Source organism: Cytobacillus sp. FSL K6-0265 (assembly GCF_038003465.1).
GTDB lineage: Bacteria > Bacillota > Bacilli > Bacillales > Cytobacillaceae > Cytobacillus > Cytobacillus stercorigallinarum.
The window spans coordinates 1,637,894-1,657,948 of sequence record NZ_JBBOPE010000001.1; the positions used below are offsets into that span (position 1 = coordinate 1,637,894).

A 20,055-nucleotide genomic window follows, 5' to 3' on the forward strand; every position below is an offset into this window, starting at 1 on the left:
ATGAACAAAAATAATGAAGTAAGAACTCTTAAAGTTGTGTTAAACAAGGGAGTACATAGTTAACCATAAACAAAATAAGCACCTAGATTAAGATCTAGGTGCTCCGGGAGGATGAAAATAAGGAGGGATTTTTAGCCACCCTCTTTTATGCATGGTGTTTTTAAGATTCATACTAAATATCATTTTTTCTGCATAAAATCTAGCCCACATAAGTCCAATATCGTTTCTAATTGATTGAGTCATGTTAGTTGAACACATCATAATATTTGAAGCTACTTTAATACTAATTAAATTTGCAATTTCATCATTTGTTGATTTAACACCCAATGGAATGTTATTGGGATCTGAGTTAGGTTTCGATTGAGCTGTATTTGAAAGTGGGATACCTTCTTTTATCATAAAATTTTCTAAAGTTAATTTTTGGTGTTCAGCTAATCTTTTCGATTCGGTCAATAATTCTATTAACTCATTATCAGTAGTGGTATTTAAACAAGTTTCTAATGCAGGAATTTCTTCAGCAATTGAAGTGTAGTATAACCAACAGCCCATTGCTTCTCCTATATGGGGATTTTGTTTAGGGTCTTCTTCTACTGAGGTTGATTTTATGTAATTTATAACTGCTTGAAACGCGTTAGGCAACTATCATCCCTCCGTATTCTTTAGTTATTTAATATAAATTATCTCCAGAAGTTAAATAACTATGTGCGTCATTAGAATATCTAATGTACTACAGTTGATTAGGCAGGATCTTTGTAAATTGTAGTATACGGTCAAACAAAACGTTCACGTATCTCCAATCTCTACTTGTTTCTCGACAATTCAAGTATAAAAGGCTGGATGATTACTTGTGTTTTTTATGTCTTCAAATGGTTTTAACAGAACCAATCAAAACAAAAATAACAGGTCGATAATCTCTTGAAATCAAGAGTGATCGACCTGTTATTATGAGCGTCCCAGATAGGAATCGAACCTACGACCTACAGCTTAGGAGGCTGTTGCTCTATCCTGCTGAGCTACTGGGACATATATCGTTTTTTCTTTGACAATATAAAATTATATACCTATATAAATGAATGGTCAATAATAAAGCGCTTGAAAATTTTTAATAATTCTTATGGTTTATATAAAGGGAAAAGAGTGTTTAATGATGTGTATATTTAAAAGGCAGTAGTTACATAACAATGTAACTACTGCCTTACCTTATCTATCTAATCAATTCGGTATTTTCTTCGATAATATCGAAAGATCGTTCTAATTTGTCTTTTTAGTTGTTTAAACCGTGCAGTGCTTAACTCAATCAGTGGTTGAGTAACCGCGGTGACCCATTTGCTTGATAACAGTAAAGTAAGCACTAAGGCAAGTCCTGCTAACAAGAGAAAACTTCTCGGATCGTTGAAGAAATCTTGCACTTCACTTTCTCTAAATATTCGTACGAAAAATCCGTGAAGAAGATATACATATAATGTGTTTTTACCTAGCTTTGTAAATGAGTAATGTCTGTTAGGCACAAAAGCAAAGAAACATGCCATCATCATCAAACTAAGTAAATAGAAACCTAATCTAATTAACATAGATGAAATAGATGCATCATCAACAACGGAATATGGCTTTGACCCAAGTAACCATTCATAGTTGATGTTTGGATTAAAGTAGAATAAAACAAAAACAGCGACAAAAATACCAACCGCACCGAGGCGAATCGATGGTCTAAATAAGACTTGGAAATGTTCTTTTTTCATTAAATAACCAAGTAAGAAGAATGGGAAAAACACAAACGTTCTAGATAAACTTAAATAGTTTGATACCCAATCAGCATATCCTACAGCTAACCCAATCGCAAAAGAGAGTATAATGGCTACACTTGGTTTGAATTTGGCAAATATCAATAACAATAGATGCCAGAAAAATAAAGAAATTAAGAACCATAACGACCAATGTGGATTTAGTGGATCCACGTTAAAGGCAGCACCTTGATGTAAGAAATAATAAAAGACCGAATAGATTAGTTGGAAAATAAGGTATGGCAAAATCAATTTTTTAGCTATTTTTTGAATATATCCCTTTTGATAATAACCTTTTGCAAAAAAGCCTGAAACTAATATAAATGCAGGCATATGAAATGTATAAATAACTTTGTAAAGCGTATAAATTGTTTCACTATCTTCAATAAAAGAGCGAATCAAATGTCCGAATACGACAAAGAAAATAAGAATAAACTTTGCGTTATCAAAAAAGTAATCACGCTGTCCCATAAATCCTCCTTTATTAAAGACCCCCTAAAACATCCCTTATTATATACCCATTATTGAAGAAAATAAATCAATTTAAACATGTGAACGAGTGGATAAAAATCTAATACATGGACATGTAAAGGTAATATGGCATCAAAACATATAGGTATATATAACTAATTGTAGTTAAAATACCCCTTCAATATCCCCCTTTTATCGATTATAATGTTAGCAGAATCTAGTATAATGGAATCATTATTTTGTAAAAGGATACATTATTTAAAGGAGGAATTATATTGAAAATACTGAAAAAATGGCGATTAAAACAAAGTAGTATCCCTTTTTTAAATGTGATGTTATTAAAGGTATCCAAGTCAGATAAATGGAGAAAGTTAAAAATCGGTCAAAAGTATGGGGTCGCTTTGTGGCTTACTTTAGGCGTATTCACGCTATCTACGATTTTGTCTTTTTTTATGCTTGTATACAGTACCTTTAAACTCAATGAAGCAGAGAAGGCAAGTGAAAGAGCACTAGAAATCGCTGATATAGGTACAGATTTCTACTTAAAAGGCGGAACGATTGGGAATTATATTATTGATTCTAATCCAAAACATTTAAATACATATGAAGAATTAGAAACAGAAATAAAGAATAAGCAACAAGATATACAACAGATGATCCAGTCAGAAAAAGCAGAAGAGATGTTTAGTAAAATCAATGAATATGATAAAGAAGTGAATCAATTATTTTACGATGAAATCGCACCAAATGTGAAGTTGCAACATGTACGCGAATACCGTTTAGGCAAGTTGCAGGTAGACAATTACATCGAACAGACAATGAATACATTAGATGAATTAATATCTATAGTAAAAGCAGAGCAGGAATCTGCCATTAACCAAGCAAGTTGGATGATGATTGTATCCCTTGTTATTTTGGTACTTTCATTAGTACTATCAGCAATTTTCGGATTTTTTAGTCATAGAATAGTGAATAAACAATTAGCCTATCGCCTTACAAAGGTTGTGACAGCTTCAAAGGAAATAACAAAAGGGAATTTAAAAGCTAGTGATATTCATTCGAATAATCAGGATGAAATTACAGAAATCGCAGACGCCTTTAACCAAATGAAACACCAGTTGCGACAAATGATTCAAGAAATGCTTACAGTTTCACAAAGTTTAAATGAGAGAAGTGTTCACCTTGGTACAGTTTCTTCGGAAGTCGCAGCAGCTAGCCAAGAAATCTCGGCGACAATGGAGGAACTATCGGGAGGAGCAGAAGAGCAAGCAAGTGCAAGTGCGGATTTATCAAAAATAATGGAAGATTACTTATATAAAGTGGAGAATGCAGAATCGAAAAGTGTTTCTATGCGCGAAGCAGCCTCAAATGTAAAAGATATGACATTAGCAGGAAATGAATTAATGGAAAATTCAAAAGAGCAAATGAATAGAATAGATGAAATTATTAATGATTCGATGCATCGAGTGAAAGGGTTAGATCAAGAAACGAAACAAATAACTAAGTTGATATCTGTTATCCATGATATCGCTAACCAAACGAATTTGTTAGCATTAAATGCGGCAATTGAGGCTGCGAGGGCAGGGGAGCATGGCAAGGGCTTTGCTGTTGTTGCTGAGGAAGTAAGAAAACTTGCCGAAAAAGTCTCCTATTCAATCAGTGATATTACTTCAATTGTAAATAAAATTCAATCAGAGTCGGTTGGAGTAGTAAAATCGTTACAAGCTGGCTATGAGCAAGTAGAGATCGGAAGTAATAAAATTCATCAAACAGCCAATACGTTCCACAGTATATCAACTGCCACTACTGCTATTCATGGAGATATCGAATATATTTCGTCAAGTATGGTAGAAATGCTAGAAAATTCAGTAGTGATGAGTGAATCTATAGAAAACATTGCTGCTGTTTCGCAACAATCAGCAGCTGCAGTGGAAGAGACGAGTAACTCGGTTACACATACAAATGATTCAATGGAAAATATTCAGCAATATGTACAAAAGTTAGCTGAAATGGCCAATACATTAAATAAACTTATAGAAAAATTTAAATTATAATGGTAAAAACAAGTATTCTGCTGAATTAAGCAAGTACTTGTTTTTTTATTATGAATAAAAAGGATTATGACGATTTTTGTAGAATAACCTCGGTGGTAGAATAATTTGTTTTAGGGGGTAAGGTCTTTTGCCAACATCGAATAGTTCTTTTGAAAGACAAAAGTTGTTAGAAAAGCTCTCAAATGATGAAGGAATCTATTCAGAGCTCTTTATGGAAGCCATAGATGGAATCATCCTATGGGAGGATGGTGGGAATATTGTACATGCGAATGAATCAGCGTGTCGCATATTTGAAACTTCATATAATGATATTACAAAATGTAAGATTGAAGATTTTGTTGTCGATAAAGATAAAAAGTACAAGGAAATCTTAAATGTATTATATAAAAGAGGGGCAATACGAGATGAAATTCTATTCTTTATGCCTAACGGACAATCCAAGATTTTAGAATTTACAATGAAACTACAATCCTTTACAGGTTTTCATATGGGGATTTTTCGCAATGTGAGTGAGCGAAATCAAATGGAACAAGAATTAAGGAAAAGTGAATTGAAGTTTAGAAGAGTATTTGAAGGTACACTTGAAGGGATTATTTTATGGGATAACGAGGGAGTGGTACAAGACGTTAACCCTTCTGGAGAAAAAATTTTAGGGGCAACGCGCGAAGAATTAATTGGAAAGTCGTTAAAACATATGGTTGCTAGATTCTCAGGGAATTTAAATGAGATGAGAGAGATCATCAAACAAATTACAATGAACGGTTCTTATGAGGGAAGGATACAACTACGAGGTAGCGAAAATGAAAATAAATTATTTGAGTATTTAGTTAATTATAATTTATTTTCAGAATTTACAATTTCTACATTTAAGGATATAACGGATAAAGTCGAAATGGAAGAAAGATTAAGGAAGTCCGATACACTGAACGTATTGGGTCAACTTGCTGCGGGTATTGCACATGAGGTGCGTAATCCAATGACTGCAGTAAAAGGATTTATTCAATTGCTTGAGAACTCATTAAAAAAGGAATCGGATCATGAAATGTATTTTAATATTATTTCTACGGAACTCGCAAGAATCGATTCTATTATTAATGAATTTCTTTTTTTAGCAAAACCACAGGCCGTGAGGTATATGGAGAATGACATGATCAACATTATGCGAGAAACGGTTAAGTTATTAAATGCTCAGGCACTTCTGAATAATATCCAATTCCGTACTTATTATGAATATGGTTTACCAAAAATTATGTGCGAAGGAAACCAACTGAAAAAAGTTTTTATCAATATTATAAAGAATGCAATTGAAGTGATGCCAGATGGTGGATATATCACAATTACCATTAAACGTCTTGATGATAAAACGGTAAGAATTTCGATCCAGGATGAAGGTGGAGGTATTTCGCAGGATAAGTTAGAAAAGCTTGGACAGCCATTTTATACTACGAAAGAAAGAGGGAATGGTCTTGGATTAATGGTTTCATATAAAATAGTTGATGAACATAATGGAGCAGTTGAAGTGGAAAGTAGTGAAGGTGTAGGGACAACTTTTCATATTATTCTTCCTATGAACAACTAATTTTTTGAAAATATTGGTAGGGAGAATGTATTTTATGTTATAAAATTAGATATATATCTAATTAGATATATGTTAAAATGTATATATTCATATTGTTGTTAAGAAAAGGAGTGAAGGATTATGCAATTAAACCGCCTTGTTGCTTTTCATAAAACGATGGGCGATCCAACGAGAATAAGAATTGTATATTTGTTATCAAAAGGTCCATTACACGGACAAGCAATAGCAGGAAAGTTAGGTTTAACACCACCAACGATTACCCATCACCTTCATAAATTAAGAGATATTAATTTGGTTTATACAAGAAGAGAAAAAAATACAGTCTATTATTATTTAAATGAAAAGATTATTCTTCATCAAGCTGTTACATTAGAGAAAATCATTAGCCAAAAGGAGGAGTTAGAAGAAATGGAGCAAGATTACGCTTATACAAAGAAAGTTCTAGACGCTTTTATTCAAACTGATGGAAAATTAAAATCTATTCCTGCACAAAGAAAGAAAAAGCTTATCATTTTTGAACACATGGTAAAAGGGTTGAAAAAAGGGGTGAAATATGAGGAGAAAGAGATAAATGAATATATTAAAAATTTTCATGATGACTTTGCCACGATTAGAAGGGAATTTATTACGAATCAATACATGTATCGTGAGAATGGGATATATGAAGTAAATCCTCCAGAAATGTGGGCGAAAATAGAATAAATAATAGCAAGGTTACTCTAGACAACAAAATCATTGTTGTGATTGCCGATTGACCATTAGTATGAAAAGTAGGGGGCTTTTGATCTTGAGTTTGGGCTAAAAATAAACGAGCAAATGCTGACCGGTATAAGGTATTTGCTCGTAAGTTTATCTAGCCGTAAGTTTCTTAGTAAAATTCAGGTTTGCGATCTTCGAAAACAGGGATAGTTTTTCTGACACGATCAACTTCCGAAAGGTCAATCGTCGCCGTAACGATTTCCTCATCTTCTTTACCGCTTGCGAGAACTTTCCCCCAAGGGTCAATAATCATCGAATGTCCAGCGAATCTATTGTTAGGATCCTGCCCAACGCGGTTACAGGCAATCACATAACATTGGTTTTCAATCGCTCTTGCCCTTAATAAGGTTTGCCAATGATCGACTCTTGGTTTCGGCCATTCTGCTACAACAAAAATCGCTTTGGCCCCGTTTAATGTATGTGCTCGAAACCATTCTGGGAATCGAATATCGTAACAAATCACACCGGCTACTTTCTCTCCATTAATATTAAAGCTACCTTTTTCTTCTCCAGCAGATAAAAATTTATGTTCATCCATTAATTTAAATAAGTGCATTTTATGATATTCTTGTAGCAAATCACCATTTTTATCAATTGAAATCATCGTATTAAAATAATCATCTTCACGCTGAGTAGCAACTGATCCGCCTACAATATGGACATGATATTCTTTCGCTAAGTTTTTTAGGAAGGCAATGGTTTTTTCCCCTTTTACATCAGCAGTAGAAGACAAATTTTCAAGATCATATCCAGTTGTCCACATTTCTGGTAGAACAATAATATCTGGGTATGGTTGAATTTTACACGCTTCCTTTACCTTCATTTCTACATGCTTATAGTTTTCTTCAGGATGCCCAAATTGTATATCTATCTGTATACAAGCAATATGTAAATTCATCGTTAAAACTCCCTTATTTCAATCTTATTTATACTTTAAATATATACGATTTTTAAAAAGTTTACTACTGCTTAATCATTTTATCTATTTGTCGAAAAGCCATGCAAACGATTCTTGAAAAGTGTCGAATCATGTTGATATAAAAAAAGATTGTCTTATTTTGCGAATCTATTTACTTTTATAAAAATTCTTGTAATAATTTCTCAAGTAGACAAAAAAATAATCGAATGCAGGACAATTTTAGGAGGAGAAAAGTTGAAGTTAAATCAAAGGGAATTATTGGACAAGATTCAAATAAAAAGAGAAATTATGATGAAGTGTGCAAGGAAAGTAGGTATTAATGATAAAATAACTATTCAGCATAGTCAGGAACTAGACATGCTTATATATGAATATCAGAAGGCAAAAATAAACTCCGAGCCCCGTAGGACCCGAGAATATAAATTAAATATTACACAATACCATGTAAATATAAAAAATAAAGCTGTATGAAATTAAAAAAGCTCAATTAACAAGATCATGAAAAGTAAACCAATGATAAAAGAATAGGTAGATGTTCTTTCATGACCATCTCCATGGCTCTCTGGTATTAATTCCTTGTAAATAATAAATAGCATGGCTCCTGCGGCAAATGCGAGTCCATAAGGGACAAGTGAAGCAACATAAGACGTTAAGTAAAAACCTAATAAGCCCGTGAAAATTTCAATTGTTCCTGTCAACGTGGCAACAATAAATGCTTTGAATCTACTGATTTTTTGGTTGACCAAAAATAAAGCAACTAAGAATCCTTCAGGTGCATTTTGCAACCCAATGGCAAATGCGATTAAATTACCAGTGTCTCCTCCGTTTTCAGACGCATAACTAACACCAACAGAAAGTCCTTCCGGAATGTTATGAAGTGTAATTGCGGCAACAATTAACATCGCTTTTTCATCAAATTCAATCCCTTTTTTGTTATGAGCGATGTCAATATGTGGAATGTTTTTTTCTAGTACTGTTAAAGTTAAAACCCCTAGAAAAATACCTACGACTAATGGTAAAAACCCTCCTGCATTTAATGCCTCTGGAATAAGACTCATTGTAGAAGCAGCCATCATTATACCTGCAGTAAATGCCAGTAAAATATCACGCCATTTATGTGTCATCGATTGACCAATAAACAAAATGATTAATGCACCAAGTCCTGTGGACATTGCTGAAAGAATTGTTCCATATAGCACTTCTGTCATTTTATAACTCACCCCTTTAGAATCAGCCCTAAATTAAAATAATAAGATGCAGGTAATTAATTAGCCTAGTATATGCATAATCAAGGAAAGAGGTCATTTAAAAAATATGACCTCTTCTATCGTGTCAAATAAGAAAATTAACATCCATTAATCATTCATTCCATTCAGCAATTTTTTGATCTGATGGTAATAAAAGGCTAAGGAATCCGATTAAAGGAAGTAATCCAGTGAAAATCATCGTTTGGTTAATACCAATCCAGTCACTTAAATAACCTAATGCAATCGACCCAATTGCGCCCATTCCAAATGCAAATCCAACTGTCAAGCCTGACATCATTCCAATTTTACCAGGTACTAATTCTTGAGCATAGACAACTGTTACAGAAAAACTAAGCATCAAAATAAATCCTGTGAGTGCCAAAAAAACAAAGGCAACACTAGCTGGCACAAATGGAATAAGTATGGAGAATGGTAAAGAAAGCGCTAAAGATAGAAATATAACAGTCTTACGTCCAAATTTATCTGCTAAAGGTCCTCCGAAGAAGGTACCAATAGCACCTGCTGATAAAAATACAAATAGCATTGTTTGTGCTCCGCTAATTGAAAAATCATAATTCTCTATTGCATAAAAAGCATAAAAGTTTGTCATCCCTGAAACATACCAAGATCGGGCAAAAATAAGAATGAGAACAATGGCTAATGCTATTTTTACTGGTTTAGTAAGTGGTTTATGTGCAGCCACCTTTTTCTTTGCCTTTTTATTAGTTTCTTGCAATCTTAGGTTTTTTGCATACCAAATGGCAATATAAGCGAGAAAACATACGGCTAAAAAAGCAGCAATAGTAAACCATAAAGCGCCTTTTTGCCCAAAAGGCACGAGTACCAACGCGGTAATTAATGGGGCTAGCGATTGACCACTATTCCCACCAACTTGATAAATCGATTGGGCTAAACCTCTTCTTGGACCAGCGGCCATGTAAGCAACTCTTGAGCCTTCAGGGTGAAAAATAGCAGATCCTAATCCTATAAATATGACGGAAATGATAATCCATTCATACTTAGGGGCAAAAGCCAATCCGACGATGCCAAATAACGTAATAGTTAAACCAATGGGCAAGGCAAAAGGCATGGGCTTTTTGTCTGTCATGTTGCCAATAACAGGTTGAAGAACAGAGGAAACAATATTTAATGCGAAAGCAATCATCCCTAATTGGGTGAAACTTAGTCCCATTGATCTTTCTAAAATAGGGAACATCGCGGGAATGATTGCCTGAATGGCGTCATTTAATAAATGACAAAGCCCAATAATAAATAAAATACGATAACTAGTATTTCCTTGCTTAGGGAGGGCTTTAAGGGAAACAGCTAGGCTCATAGAGAAAGGCTCCTTTTATGTAAGAATAATTCAATATACGAAATAATTATTGGAGTTAAACGAACAAAAATCAAGTCTTTCTTTTTAAAAAATGGAATATTCAAAAAGGAACCCGAACATTAGAAGTATTAGAAATTAACTATTCTTCATCCTATTTTATTTCTTATAGCATCGATTTTATATGTTGGAATTTATTCCAATCAAATGCGATAAAAATAATTAGTGGAAAATGAAACAAACTATTTATTAGCCTTTCCAGCAGAAGGAAACATATCCAACTTGTAAGGGAAGCAAATATTTTATAAGCTTCCCTCATGATTCATATGTCTATGAATTGATGGAATCAGACGCTAACGGTAAAATGATTGTCACAACAGTACCGTTAGAAGCACTACTTTCGATTGTGATTTTTCCTTTATTTGCTTCGACAATCCTTTTGCATACAACGAGGCCTAGGCCTGTACCATAATCTTTAGAAGTATAAAAAGGTTCAAAGATTCTGTCCATCTCTTTCTTGGGTATACCTACTCCAGTATCTTTAATGGTGAGATAACAATGGTGAGAGCTTGTTGTTAGAGAAATAGACAGATACCCATTACTACTCATTGACTCAAGCGCATTTTTGGCGATATTTAAAAACACTTGCTTCATTTGATCTTTGTTGCAATATATTCCTACGGGTTCTTCTGGTAAAGAATCTTCATAGTGAATATTGGCTAAGTTGGCCTCAGATTTAATAAGTGGCTCTAGTTCACGGATAATATCTTGTACATAAATATATTCCTTTTTTTCAATAGTTGGCTTCCCAAGAATAAGGAACTCACTAACGATTTCATTTATACGACTGATTTCATTATTTATAATTGAGAAATAATACTGATCTTCTTCATGTTTATGTTTCTCTGATAATAATTGGATCAAGCCTTTCACACCAGTAAGTGGATTCCTAATTTCATGGGCTGTACTTGCAGCTAAATTTCCGACTAGCTCTAGTTTCTGTATTTCATTTTCCTTCTCAGCGTTTTTGGCATGTTTTTTTAACATGAAATATTTTATAAAGAAAAAGAAAATATGAAGCAATATAAAAAGGGGTAAGAAGAAGATTGCTGTATGCCTAAGTATACTGCCGCTATCGACATCAGAAATACTTACTTCAATATTCCAAGGCAGGCGATCAATTGGCACAGTATATACTTGATCATTTTTGCCTATACCGCCATTCATATTCATTATTTGCTTTCCACTTGAATTCGTAATGGAGATGGATGCATCAGGGGTAAGAATTTGCATAATATTTTGCATATAATCTACTCTTAAATGTGCACCTACTATTTTTTCTAGCTGGAAATTAACATCAAGAATAGGGTTGGCAATCCCGATGACTTGTTGTTCAGGTGTTAATGTCTCCACTTCTTCAGATATAATTAAATCATTCGTGCGCATAATTTCTTGGATATATCGATCGTTAGTAAAGTCATGATTTTTTAATAATTCTGAAGTCCCTGTTTCGAAAGAACCCTTTGCGTCCAAGAGAAACATGCTGCCATATCTCATGTCAGTTAATTGTGTGCGTCTCACTACTTCTCGAATGGTTTCCATATCATTTTGTGCGTCAATTGATAATGCTAAAATATCTAAAGTGGTCACTGTTTCAGAAATGAATTGATCCCAGTTCTTTTGGTGGATGGTTGCAATCCACTTTGCGTCACCTAATCTTTCTGTTTCCTCACGGTCGCCTACATAATGATAAATAGAAAGCATCCCGAGAATAGAAGGTATAATAACGATAATGATATACAGGAAATAATTATTCTTTCGTTTCATTCTTTTTCTTCTCCATAAAATAGCCTCAATGATATTTATTAGTAAATATATAGAAATTGACAGTATGCTTTTCGTTACTTATAATTAGTTTGAATTCAAAAATCTCTATTTTAAATTATTTTAGGAGGATTGGAGACATGACTGAATCTAGCCAATCACTCAAACTATATATTGTACTTTCAAGAGCGAATAGAGCGATTAATGAAATTGTTAATCGTAAAATTCAAACCTATGGATTAAATCCGACTGAATTTGCTGTACTAGAATTACTATATCATAAAGGTAATCAACCTTTACAGCAAATAGGTGGTAAAATTTTGCTTGCTAGTGGAAGTATTACGTATGTAGTTGATAAGTTAGAAAGTAAAGGGTATTTGCGAAGGGTGGCATGCCCGAATGATCGAAGAGTGACTTATGCAGAAATATCCGAAGAAGGTAAGGCCTTTATTGAAAGCGTATTTCCAGGTCATGAAGAGTATATTCATGAATTAATGAGTGAATTAAATGCAGAAGAAAAAGAGACAGCTATTGAATTAATAAAAAAACTTGGGTTATCTATTAGCAATCGATAAAAACGGTTCATACAGAATCGTTTTTTGTTTTATTCATGAGGTGTGAACTTTAGAGAAATAAAGGTAAATTAATTTAATTATGTGTTGTTACTTAAGTCCTGTGTATTTTTTAATAAGAAATATGCAGGATTTTATAATATATTATAGAAAGAGTTAACTTGCTCAAATTTTCGTTCATCATGAAAATACATACAAATTAACGATTATTACTTGGAGGTGTATGGGGATGAAATTTCCTGAATATGAATACAAAAGGCCACAACTGGACAAAGCAAAAGTTCAGTTTGATGCGGCACTGCTCGCATTTAAACAAGCAAAAACAGTCGAGGAACAAATAGAAGCGATGAAAAAAATTAATCGTATACGAAATAAGCTGTTTACGATGTTAAACTTAGTAATGATTAGGCATTCAATTGATACGAATGACGAATTTTATCAACAAGAACAAGAATATACAGATGAAATAGGACCAGAGATTGATGGTCTTAGTACACAGTTTTACGAAGCTCTGGTGCAATCTAAGTTTCGCGAAGACCTTGAAAGTAAATTTGGTAAACAGCTATTTGCCTTAGCAGATAGTGAATTAAAAACATTCAAGCCGGTAATTGTGCCGTTATTACAAAAGGAAAATAAACTTACAAGTGATTACAATAAGTTGATCGCTTCAGCAAAAATAAATTTTGATGGTAAAGAATTAACATTAGCACAGTTAGATCCATACTTAGAATCGAAAGACCGTCAATTGAGAAAAGAAGCGAGTGCGGCTAAGTTTCAATTTTTGGCAGATAATGAACATAAACTAGACCAAATATATGATGACCTCGTTAAAATAAGAACAGAGATTGCACATCAATTAGGGTATGAAAACTTCGTTGAACTTGGATATTATCGAATGTTTAGAATTGATTATGATGCCGATATGGTTGCAAAGTTTAGAAAACAGGTGGAAGAGTTTATCGTTCCGATGGTCGCTAAATTAAAAGAAAGACAGCGTGTAAGAATTGGCGTGGATTCATTAAAGTACTATGATGAACCGTTTAATTTCCTTTCTGGAAACCCAATGCCTAAAGGATCATCTGATTGGATTATTAACATGGGGCAGAAGATGTATCAAGAACTTTCACCAGAGACTGGCAAATTTTTTGAATTCATGATTGAAAATGAATTAATGGACTTACTTGCGAAGAAAGGGAAAGAAAGTGGAGGCTATTGCACGTTTATTGAGGATTATCAAGCACCATTTATCTTTTCTAATTTTAATGGGACTTCAGGGGATATTGATGTTTTAACACATGAAGCAGGTCACGCTTTTCAAGTTTACTCAAGTAAAGACTTTGAGATTCCCGAATATGTATGGCCAACACATGAAGCGGCAGAGATACATTCGATGAGTATGGAGTTTTTTACTTGGCCATGGATGGATACGTTCTTTAAAGAAGATGGAGACAAATACCGCTTTGCCCATTTGAGCAGTGCCCTAATCTTCTTACCTTATGGTGTAGCTGTTGATGAGTTTCAACATTGGGTGTATGAAAACTATCAAGCTTCTCCAGCGGAAAGAAAAGCAGCATGGAGAAATATTGAGAGAAAATATATGCCTTACAAAGATTATGAAGACAATGATTATCTAGAGAGAGGCGGATATTGGCAAAGACAAGGCCATATTTATAACTCTCCATTTTATTATATAGACTATACGTTAGCACAAATTTGCGCCTTTCAATTTTGGCAAAAATCACAGGAGAATCATGAACAAGCCTGGAAAGATTATCTTCATTTATGTAAACTCGGCGGTAGCCAACCATTTACAGGATTAGTATCTGAAGCAAATTTAATTTCTCCTTTTGAAGATGGTTGTGTTGAATCCGTTGTCGATTCAATCGAGCAGTGGCTAAATCAAGTTGATGATAAAAAGCTTTAAAAAATGAGGTGCAAAAAAAGGAGAGGCAAGAAACCTCTCCTTTTTTGATGAAATTATCTTCCTTTTTATTGAATGACAATATTTCCTTCTTCTAAAACTGCGGATAATTCACTTTGTTCTTCCTCATCAATAATTTTGTCTGCAATCTTATCTTCTAATTGTTCCTGAATGACCCTTCTGAGAGGGCGGGCGCCGAATGCAGGATGATAACCTAATTGAGCCAATTTAGCTTTTACCTCATCTGTCACATTTAAGTGGATATTAGATTGAGCTAATACGGCATTCAATTCTTTTAATAGTAAATCAGTGATAGTGAGAAGATGCTCTTTTGTTAACGATTTAAATTCTACAATATTGTCAACTCGGTTTAAAAATTCAGGTTTAAAAAATTGTCCTAGAGAGTCGAGTATACTTGCTTCATTCCAAGCGTTATTTTCCGTTGCAAAGCCAACTTGGACTTCTTTTGTTTGAACACCGGCATTACTTGTCATAATAATAACGGTTTCGTTAAAGTGTACCGTCCTACCTTGGCTATCTGTTAAGCGGCCATCTTCAAGTATTTGTAGAAAAAGATGCTGCACATCGGGATGTGCTTTTTCAATCTCATCTAATAGGATAATGCTATAAGGGTTTCTACGTACTTTCTCCGTTAACTGTCCTGCCTCTTCATGGCCAACATAACCTGGGGGAGAACCTATAATTTTCGCTACACTATGTTTTTCCATATATTCACTCATATCTAGTCGTATCATAGATTCTTTTGTACCGAATAATTCTTCAGATAATGTTTTCGTTAATTCTGTTTTACCAACACCTGTTGGTCCGACAAATAAGAACGATCCGATAGGACGATGTTTAGATTTAAGGCCAGCACGGCTTCTTCTAATAGCTTTTGCTACTTTTTCGACTGCGACTTCTTGGCCAATCACTTTATTGTTTAGGTTTTCTTGTAGATGTTTCATCTTAGCTTGTTCATCTGTCATTAATTTTCCGATTGGTATGCCGGTTTTATCCTCAATAATTTTTTGGATATGTTCGACCTCTACTTTTGCTCTTTTTCTAGTGTTTGAACCAAGAGCCTTTTCCAATTCTGTTTCTTTATCTCTTAATTTAGCTGCTTCTTCATATCTTTCTTCTTTAAGTAACTGTTCTTTTTGCTTTGCTATTTCTTTTAAACGCAATTCAATATCTTCATCAGATGAAACACCCAATGTTAAATTTAATTTTGACCCAGCTTCATCCATAAGGTCGATTGCTTTATCTGGTAAGAAGCGGTCTTGAATATATCTAGACGATAGTTCTACACAAGCTGTGAGGGCTTCGTCTGTATAAATAACATCATGGAAGCTTTCATAATTGTCTTTTAACCCTTCAAGGATATGTCTTGCTTCCTCCAAACTTGGTTCTTTGACGTGAACAGGTTGGAATCGTCTTTCTAACGCTGCATCTTTTTCTATTTTTCTATATTCAGAAATAGTGGTTGCCCCAATTAATTGCATCTCACCACGTGCTAGTGCAGGTTTTAAAATATTGCTAGCATCCATTGATCCTTCAGCTGAACCCGCACCAACTAATAAATGGATTTCATCAATAAATAGGATTATGTTTTTTCGTGTCTGTACTTCATTTATTAGTTGTTTCATTCTTTCTTCAAATTGACCTCTAATTCCTGTATTCGAAACAAGGGAGGCAACATCTAACAAATAAACCTCTTTATTGAGTAATTTCTTTGGTACGTTACTATTAACTATTTTTAGTGCAAATCCTTCTGCGATAGCTGTTTTCCCAACACCGGGTTCACCGATTAATACCGGATTGTTTTTGCTTCGTCTATTTAGTATTTCAATTACTCGTGAAATCTCTTTATCTCGACCAATCACTGGATCAATGAGACCCGCTCTTGCCATTTGGGTTAAGTTTTTAGCGAATTGATCAATGAACCCACCATTACTACCTTGTTTTCTTTGAGATGATTCATTCGCTTGCGGTTGACTTTGATGATGAGCATTTTGCCCATTTGTCAATTGTTTAAAAAGATCATCGAATGGGATAAAACCAGAGAAACCATTCATCGTTGGACCAAAGGCAGGAAGAGATTGTTTTTCGTTCTCGTAACAGCTTTGACAAAGACGAATCGTTGTCTCTTTACCGTTAATCGCATATCTCATATTGACATTCGCTTCATTTTGTTTGCATGCTTGACATTTCATTAAAAATTCCTCCTTTTGACTTTGACTAACTTTGACCTTATGAATACAGTATACTTTGACCTTCTTTGACTTTCAAGTATTTTGATGAAGTTTTTTATTAAAATTAGAAAAATGGGATTCAGTAAGAAAAAGCTCGTCTTTGTTTGTCCTTCTTTACATATATTGTGAAGAAGGAGGAGATCGACTTGACGAAAATTAATTGGGGAGCTTCCTTTCAAATCGCAGCAGTCTATGTAGGGACTGTTGTTGGTGCAGGGTTTGCAACTGGTAGGGAAATCGTCGAATTCTTTTCGAGATTTGGATTTATTGGTTTAATTGGTATTTTAATGAGTGGATATATATTTGTGTTCTTAGGATCAAAACTAATGATTATTGCTGCAAAAATAAATGCAAAATCTTATCAAGAGTTAAATACACATTTGTTCGGGAAGCATTTTGGAATATTGATCAATGGATTAATGCTCATCATGTTATTAGGTGTCTGTGCTGTTATGCTTTCAGGTGCAGGTGCTGTGTTTGAAGAACAACTAGGTTTATCTAAATCGACCGGTGTAGTCTTTACCATTGCCTTATCAATTATAACCATGCTTGTAGGTATAAAAGGATTATTTGCTGTAAATGTTGTTGTCGTTCCTATGATGATCAGTTTCAGTTTCATCTTGTTGTTTTTCTCTATTCAACAGCCGTTCTTTTTAGAAAATATTTTATATATTCCTTTTGCTGAGGACGGTTGGAAATCAGTTGTATCTCCATTTACGTATGCCGCGTTTAATTTAATGTTAGCGCAAGCTGTGCTCGTTCCAGTTGCTTCGGATATTAAAGATATACATACGATTAAATGGGGAGGATATTTTGGTGGGATTGCATTGACATTGATTTTAGTTTCTAGTCATTTATCATTGGTCAATGTACCTAATTTAGAAAGTTATGAAATTCCTATGGCTGCGATTATGAAGTCACTTGCGTCTTCAATATATTGGATATTCGTATTTGTTATTTATGGTGAAATTTTCACTTCTGTGATTGGAAACGTTTTTGGAGTGGAAAGGCAAATTCGGCAATATTTTAATATTCCTACGGTGGTAACAGTGATTGGGATTTTTACTATCTGCTATTTCGGTTCATTCATTGAATATGGAGAACTGCTTTCCTATTTGTACCCTTTATTTGGCTATATTAGTTTAACCTTTATCATCTTATTATGGATGAAAAAAGAGACTGACAGCTAGGACAGTCTCTTTTTTTATTATTTTGTTTGAATGGTTTTGGCCATTTCTATAAAAGCATCTTTATAATTAGTATCTTCATTCTTATTGAATAAAGTAAGTTTTACTTGAGCTGAATCATTGTGGATAATAAATGCCGTTACTGTATCGGTTTCAGATGAAGCTTCGATCATAACAGCATCTTTGAAAAAGTCATCTTGTGGAAGGGAAGGATGCTCTACTTCTTCGTTAACAGATTGAAGTTGGATGATTGTATTCTCCTCAAGTTGTTTCATGTCCACTTCTTCAGGAAGTACCTCAATGCGCATAAACACCTCAGCTTGATCATTTAAATGAAGGATATCTTTATTTGGTTCCTCTGCGGTTAAGGTGAAATCGGGTAAAACATGTAAAGAAAACGCTTGATTGTCACTTTCTTTAAGAAAAGCTGTTTCTTCTTTTGTTTCACCGTCTATTTCATATGATAAATTTTCCTCCATGACGCGAATTTTATTTTCTTCTTTTTGGCTATCGTCTTTGTTTTCGTTTTGATCTTCATTTTCATCTACTTCTTCATTTGGTGGATTACTATTATTATTTTCGCCATTACCATTGTCTGTTTCTGATGTCCCGCATGCTGCTAAAAGAAAGATAGCTAATGGAACAGTTAAGCATTTTAATAGGTTCTTCAAAACAAATTTCCTCCCTAAGTTACGTAATCAATGCATTAGACGAGAAATGCTGCATATTTGTTACAAATTTCCTCTAATAATATTGATAGAGAGCTAACAGCTAAGCATAGAAAATATATGCTTGCGACCATTTTCACAAAATCTATCTGGTTATACTAAAGGACTGAATACAAAAAGGAGCAAGGAAAATATAATATGTGAAGTGATCAGTAAAACAATGCTTCTTTTCCAAAGGTAAATGGTTCCCCAATATAATCCTGCTACTAATGCTGCTAGTGGCAATGCCCATGAGCCTGAATAAAACTGTACTGAAGCAAAAAGAATAGAGGCGATGCCAACAGCAAGAAAACCATTTATATAGTTCATTACCCTCTTTTGTACAAATCCACGCCAGAAAATTTCTTCACCGGGAGCGAAAAGGAATATTAATAATAAATACTGCCAAATATTCTTTGCTCCATAATAACTATAGAGCTTTTCGACAGGTTCTGTAATCGAGACGCCGATAAAACTCAATACTGTATAACCTAGCCAAAAAATGCCATATAGAAAAACCCCTGATAATGTACCCCATAATAAGTTTTGGGTAAAGGATTGTTGATGATCTAGTTCTATACTTATAATGGCAAAACTAATAAGAAATAACATGGTGGCACTAAAGATATACCAGAAGATTGATTTGTCCTCAAATGTGAAATACATTAGTACATGTGCAAGGACGATCCCGACAACTAAGCGAATGTCAGGTGAATTCTTACGCATTTCATATAACCCCTTTCATGCAAGCCAATCATTATTCTATCAAAAAAGCAGTAAAAAAAATATGATTATATCATTAGAGGATTTTATTTATGACGAATATATGTCAAATGGAAAGAAAAGGTGACCATGTAGAGTAGAGAGAGAGAAAAAGCGATTCCGTCTAATGTAATGTGGTGTATCCATCGCGATTTTCTTTGGTGTAGGAGTAGCAGAAATGAAAAAATCCAAACAAATCTGAATTCTTATGAAAGAATTCACTTTGTTCGGACTTTTCTTTTTAATGAAATGTCGATCAATCTATAGTTATCTTTAATGTTTTAAAAAAATATGGTTATTTCTTATTAATTTTCTTGGACAATTTTATAATTTTTATGATTTACTACTGTCCGGTGTTCTAATTCTAAATCTCTGTAGTTTTCCATATAGCTCAAGTCAACGATGACGGAGTTCTCATTTACTTTTTCGACGATGCCCCTCAAGCCATCTCTAAATTCAATTATGTTTCCAACTTCAGCTTTTTTCACATACATTGCTCCTTTTCTTTCCATATTTTTTGTTAATAACCATTTTGCACTAAAACTGATTATTCGTAAAGGAATATACATTAATAATACGAAAAATCTAAACCTTGATGGATGACCGGTCTTTATTTTCCTATTTTGCCGTACTCTATAGTTTTCACCTTGTGTTAATAGGTATCACTTAAATCTGATTAATACTCTT

17 protein-coding genes and 1 tRNA gene are annotated in these 20,055 nt (G+C 33.9%); 7 read left to right on the forward strand and 11 right to left on the reverse strand.

All coding sequences use genetic code 11. From position 1 onward, the window contains the following. Window positions 1–87: 87 nt before the first annotated feature. From MHH73_RS08470 to MHH73_RS08480, 3 genes are all read right to left on the reverse strand, one after another. Window positions 88–639, reverse strand: coding sequence for a DUF3231 family protein (locus tag MHH73_RS08470; RefSeq protein ID WP_341066122.1), 552 nt, complete (start codon window positions 637–639; stop codon window positions 88–90). Window positions 640–949: 310 nt separating this feature from the next. Then, window positions 950–1,023, reverse strand: a tRNA-Arg gene (locus MHH73_RS08475). Window positions 1,024–1,208: 185 nt separating this feature from the next. Then, a complete protein-coding gene (locus tag MHH73_RS08480) occupies window positions 1,209–2,252 on the reverse strand; it encodes an acyltransferase family protein (RefSeq protein WP_341066124.1) in 1,044 nt (347 codons plus the stop codon). A 275-nt stretch (window positions 2,253–2,527) separates the two neighbouring features. Here MHH73_RS08480 and MHH73_RS08485 point away from each other — a divergent pair, with 275 nt between their 5' ends. The 3 genes from MHH73_RS08485 to MHH73_RS08495 all read left to right on the forward strand — a co-directional run bounded on the left by MHH73_RS08485 (window position 2,528) and on the right by MHH73_RS08495 (window position 6,587). Continuing rightward, window positions 2,528–4,306, forward strand: coding sequence for a methyl-accepting chemotaxis protein (locus MHH73_RS08485; RefSeq protein ID WP_341066126.1), 1,779 nt, complete (start codon window positions 2,528–2,530; stop codon window positions 4,304–4,306). Between the two features lie 127 nt (window positions 4,307–4,433). Continuing rightward, window positions 4,434–5,885 carry a PAS domain-containing sensor histidine kinase gene (locus tag MHH73_RS08490; protein ID WP_341066127.1) on the forward strand — a complete coding sequence of 484 codons (1,452 nt, stop codon included), beginning with the start codon at window positions 4,434–4,436 and terminating at the stop codon, window positions 5,883–5,885. Between the two features lie 120 nt (window positions 5,886–6,005). Next, window positions 6,006–6,587, forward strand: a complete 582-nt coding sequence (locus MHH73_RS08495; protein ID WP_341066129.1) for a DUF2087 domain-containing protein — start codon at window positions 6,006–6,008, stop codon at window positions 6,585–6,587. 166 nt (window positions 6,588–6,753) lie between these two features. Here MHH73_RS08495 and MHH73_RS08500 read toward each other — a convergent pair whose 3' ends face one another. Further along, complete coding sequence (locus MHH73_RS08500) at window positions 6,754–7,542, reverse strand: carbon-nitrogen family hydrolase (RefSeq protein ID WP_341066132.1); 789 nt, start codon at window positions 7,540–7,542, stop codon at window positions 6,754–6,756. 255 nt (window positions 7,543–7,797) lie between these two features. Here MHH73_RS08500 and MHH73_RS08505 point away from each other — a divergent pair, with 255 nt between their 5' ends. Next, window positions 7,798–8,034 (forward strand): aspartyl-phosphate phosphatase Spo0E family protein, encoded by a 237-nt coding sequence (locus MHH73_RS08505; protein WP_225230478.1) that lies wholly within the window; start codon window positions 7,798–7,800, stop codon window positions 8,032–8,034. A 2-nt stretch (window positions 8,035–8,036) separates the two neighbouring features. Here MHH73_RS08505 and MHH73_RS08510 read toward each other — a convergent pair whose 3' ends face one another. The 3 genes from MHH73_RS08510 to MHH73_RS08520 form a co-directional block, all read right to left on the reverse strand. After that, window positions 8,037–8,771, reverse strand: coding sequence for a ZIP family metal transporter (locus MHH73_RS08510; RefSeq protein WP_191812593.1), 735 nt, complete (start codon window positions 8,769–8,771; stop codon window positions 8,037–8,039). Between the two features lie 151 nt (window positions 8,772–8,922). Next, window positions 8,923–10,146 carry an MFS transporter gene (locus MHH73_RS08515; RefSeq protein WP_341066137.1) on the reverse strand — a complete coding sequence of 408 codons (1,224 nt, stop codon included), beginning with the start codon at window positions 10,144–10,146 and terminating at the stop codon, window positions 8,923–8,925. A gap of 327 nt (window positions 10,147–10,473) precedes the next feature. Then, window positions 10,474–11,970, reverse strand: coding sequence for an ATP-binding protein (locus tag MHH73_RS08520; RefSeq protein ID WP_341066139.1), 1,497 nt, complete (start codon window positions 11,968–11,970; stop codon window positions 10,474–10,476). A 137-nt stretch (window positions 11,971–12,107) separates the two neighbouring features. On the opposite strand from MHH73_RS08520, the gene MHH73_RS08525 reads away from it, so the two are divergent. Further along, window positions 12,108–12,542 carry a MarR family winged helix-turn-helix transcriptional regulator gene (locus MHH73_RS08525; protein WP_191812588.1) on the forward strand — a complete coding sequence of 145 codons (435 nt, stop codon included), beginning with the start codon at window positions 12,108–12,110 and terminating at the stop codon, window positions 12,540–12,542. Between the two features lie 226 nt (window positions 12,543–12,768). Next, entirely contained in the window at window positions 12,769–14,463 is a 1,695-nt protein-coding gene (locus MHH73_RS08530) for a M3 family oligoendopeptidase (protein ID WP_341066143.1), read from the forward strand. 65 nt (window positions 14,464–14,528) lie between these two features. On the opposite strand, the gene MHH73_RS08535 is transcribed toward MHH73_RS08530, so the two are convergent. Further along, window positions 14,529–16,673, reverse strand: a complete 2,145-nt coding sequence (locus MHH73_RS08535; RefSeq protein ID WP_341066146.1) for an ATP-dependent Clp protease ATP-binding subunit — start codon at window positions 16,671–16,673, stop codon at window positions 14,529–14,531. 185 nt (window positions 16,674–16,858) lie between these two features. On the opposite strand from MHH73_RS08535, the gene MHH73_RS08540 reads away from it, so the two are divergent. Beyond that, window positions 16,859–17,902, forward strand: a complete 1,044-nt coding sequence (locus MHH73_RS08540) for a YkvI family membrane protein (RefSeq protein ID WP_341066148.1) — start codon at window positions 16,859–16,861, stop codon at window positions 17,900–17,902. Window positions 17,903–17,919: 17 nt separating this feature from the next. Here the strand turns inward: MHH73_RS08540 and MHH73_RS08545 are convergent, their stop codons facing one another. The 3 genes from MHH73_RS08545 to MHH73_RS08555 all read right to left on the reverse strand — a co-directional run bounded on the left by MHH73_RS08545 (window position 17,920) and on the right by MHH73_RS08555 (window position 19,856). Further along, entirely contained in the window at window positions 17,920–18,570 is a 651-nt protein-coding gene (locus tag MHH73_RS08545; RefSeq protein ID WP_341066150.1) for a hypothetical protein, read from the reverse strand. A gap of 150 nt (window positions 18,571–18,720) precedes the next feature. Next, a complete protein-coding gene (locus MHH73_RS08550; RefSeq protein WP_191812580.1) occupies window positions 18,721–19,332 on the reverse strand; it encodes a CPBP family intramembrane glutamic endopeptidase in 612 nt (203 codons plus the stop codon). Window positions 19,333–19,673: 341 nt separating this feature from the next. Next, window positions 19,674–19,856, reverse strand: a complete 183-nt coding sequence (locus MHH73_RS08555; protein WP_095369711.1) for a YkvS family protein — start codon at window positions 19,854–19,856, stop codon at window positions 19,674–19,676. Between the last annotated feature and the right edge of the window lie 199 nt (window positions 19,857–20,055).

Coding starts and splice junctions, on each gene's coding strand:
- MHH73_RS08480 (WP_341066124.1), bottom strand. CDS start 2,252: ATGGGACAGCGTGATTACTTTTTTGATAACGCAAAGTTTATTCTTATT.
- MHH73_RS08495 (WP_341066129.1), top strand. CDS start 6,006: ATGCAATTAAACCGCCTTGTTGCTTTTCATAAAACGATGGGCGATCCA.
- MHH73_RS08500 (WP_341066132.1), bottom strand. CDS start 7,542: ATGAATTTACATATTGCTTGTATACAGATAGATATACAATTTGGGCAT.
- MHH73_RS08510 (WP_191812593.1), bottom strand. CDS start 8,771: ATGACAGAAGTGCTATATGGAACAATTCTTTCAGCAATGTCCACAGGA.
- MHH73_RS08515 (WP_341066137.1), bottom strand. CDS start 10,146: ATGAGCCTAGCTGTTTCCCTTAAAGCCCTCCCTAAGCAAGGAAATACT.
- MHH73_RS08520 (WP_341066139.1), bottom strand. CDS start 11,970: ATGAAACGAAAGAATAATTATTTCCTGTATATCATTATCGTTATTATA.
- MHH73_RS08525 (WP_191812588.1), top strand. CDS start 12,108: ATGACTGAATCTAGCCAATCACTCAAACTATATATTGTACTTTCAAGA.
- MHH73_RS08530 (WP_341066143.1), top strand. CDS start 12,769: ATGAAATTTCCTGAATATGAATACAAAAGGCCACAACTGGACAAAGCA.
- MHH73_RS08535 (WP_341066146.1), bottom strand. CDS start 16,673: ATGAAATGTCAAGCATGCAAACAAAATGAAGCGAATGTCAATATGAGA.
- MHH73_RS08550 (WP_191812580.1), bottom strand. CDS start 19,332: ATGCGTAAGAATTCACCTGACATTCGCTTAGTTGTCGGGATCGTCCTT.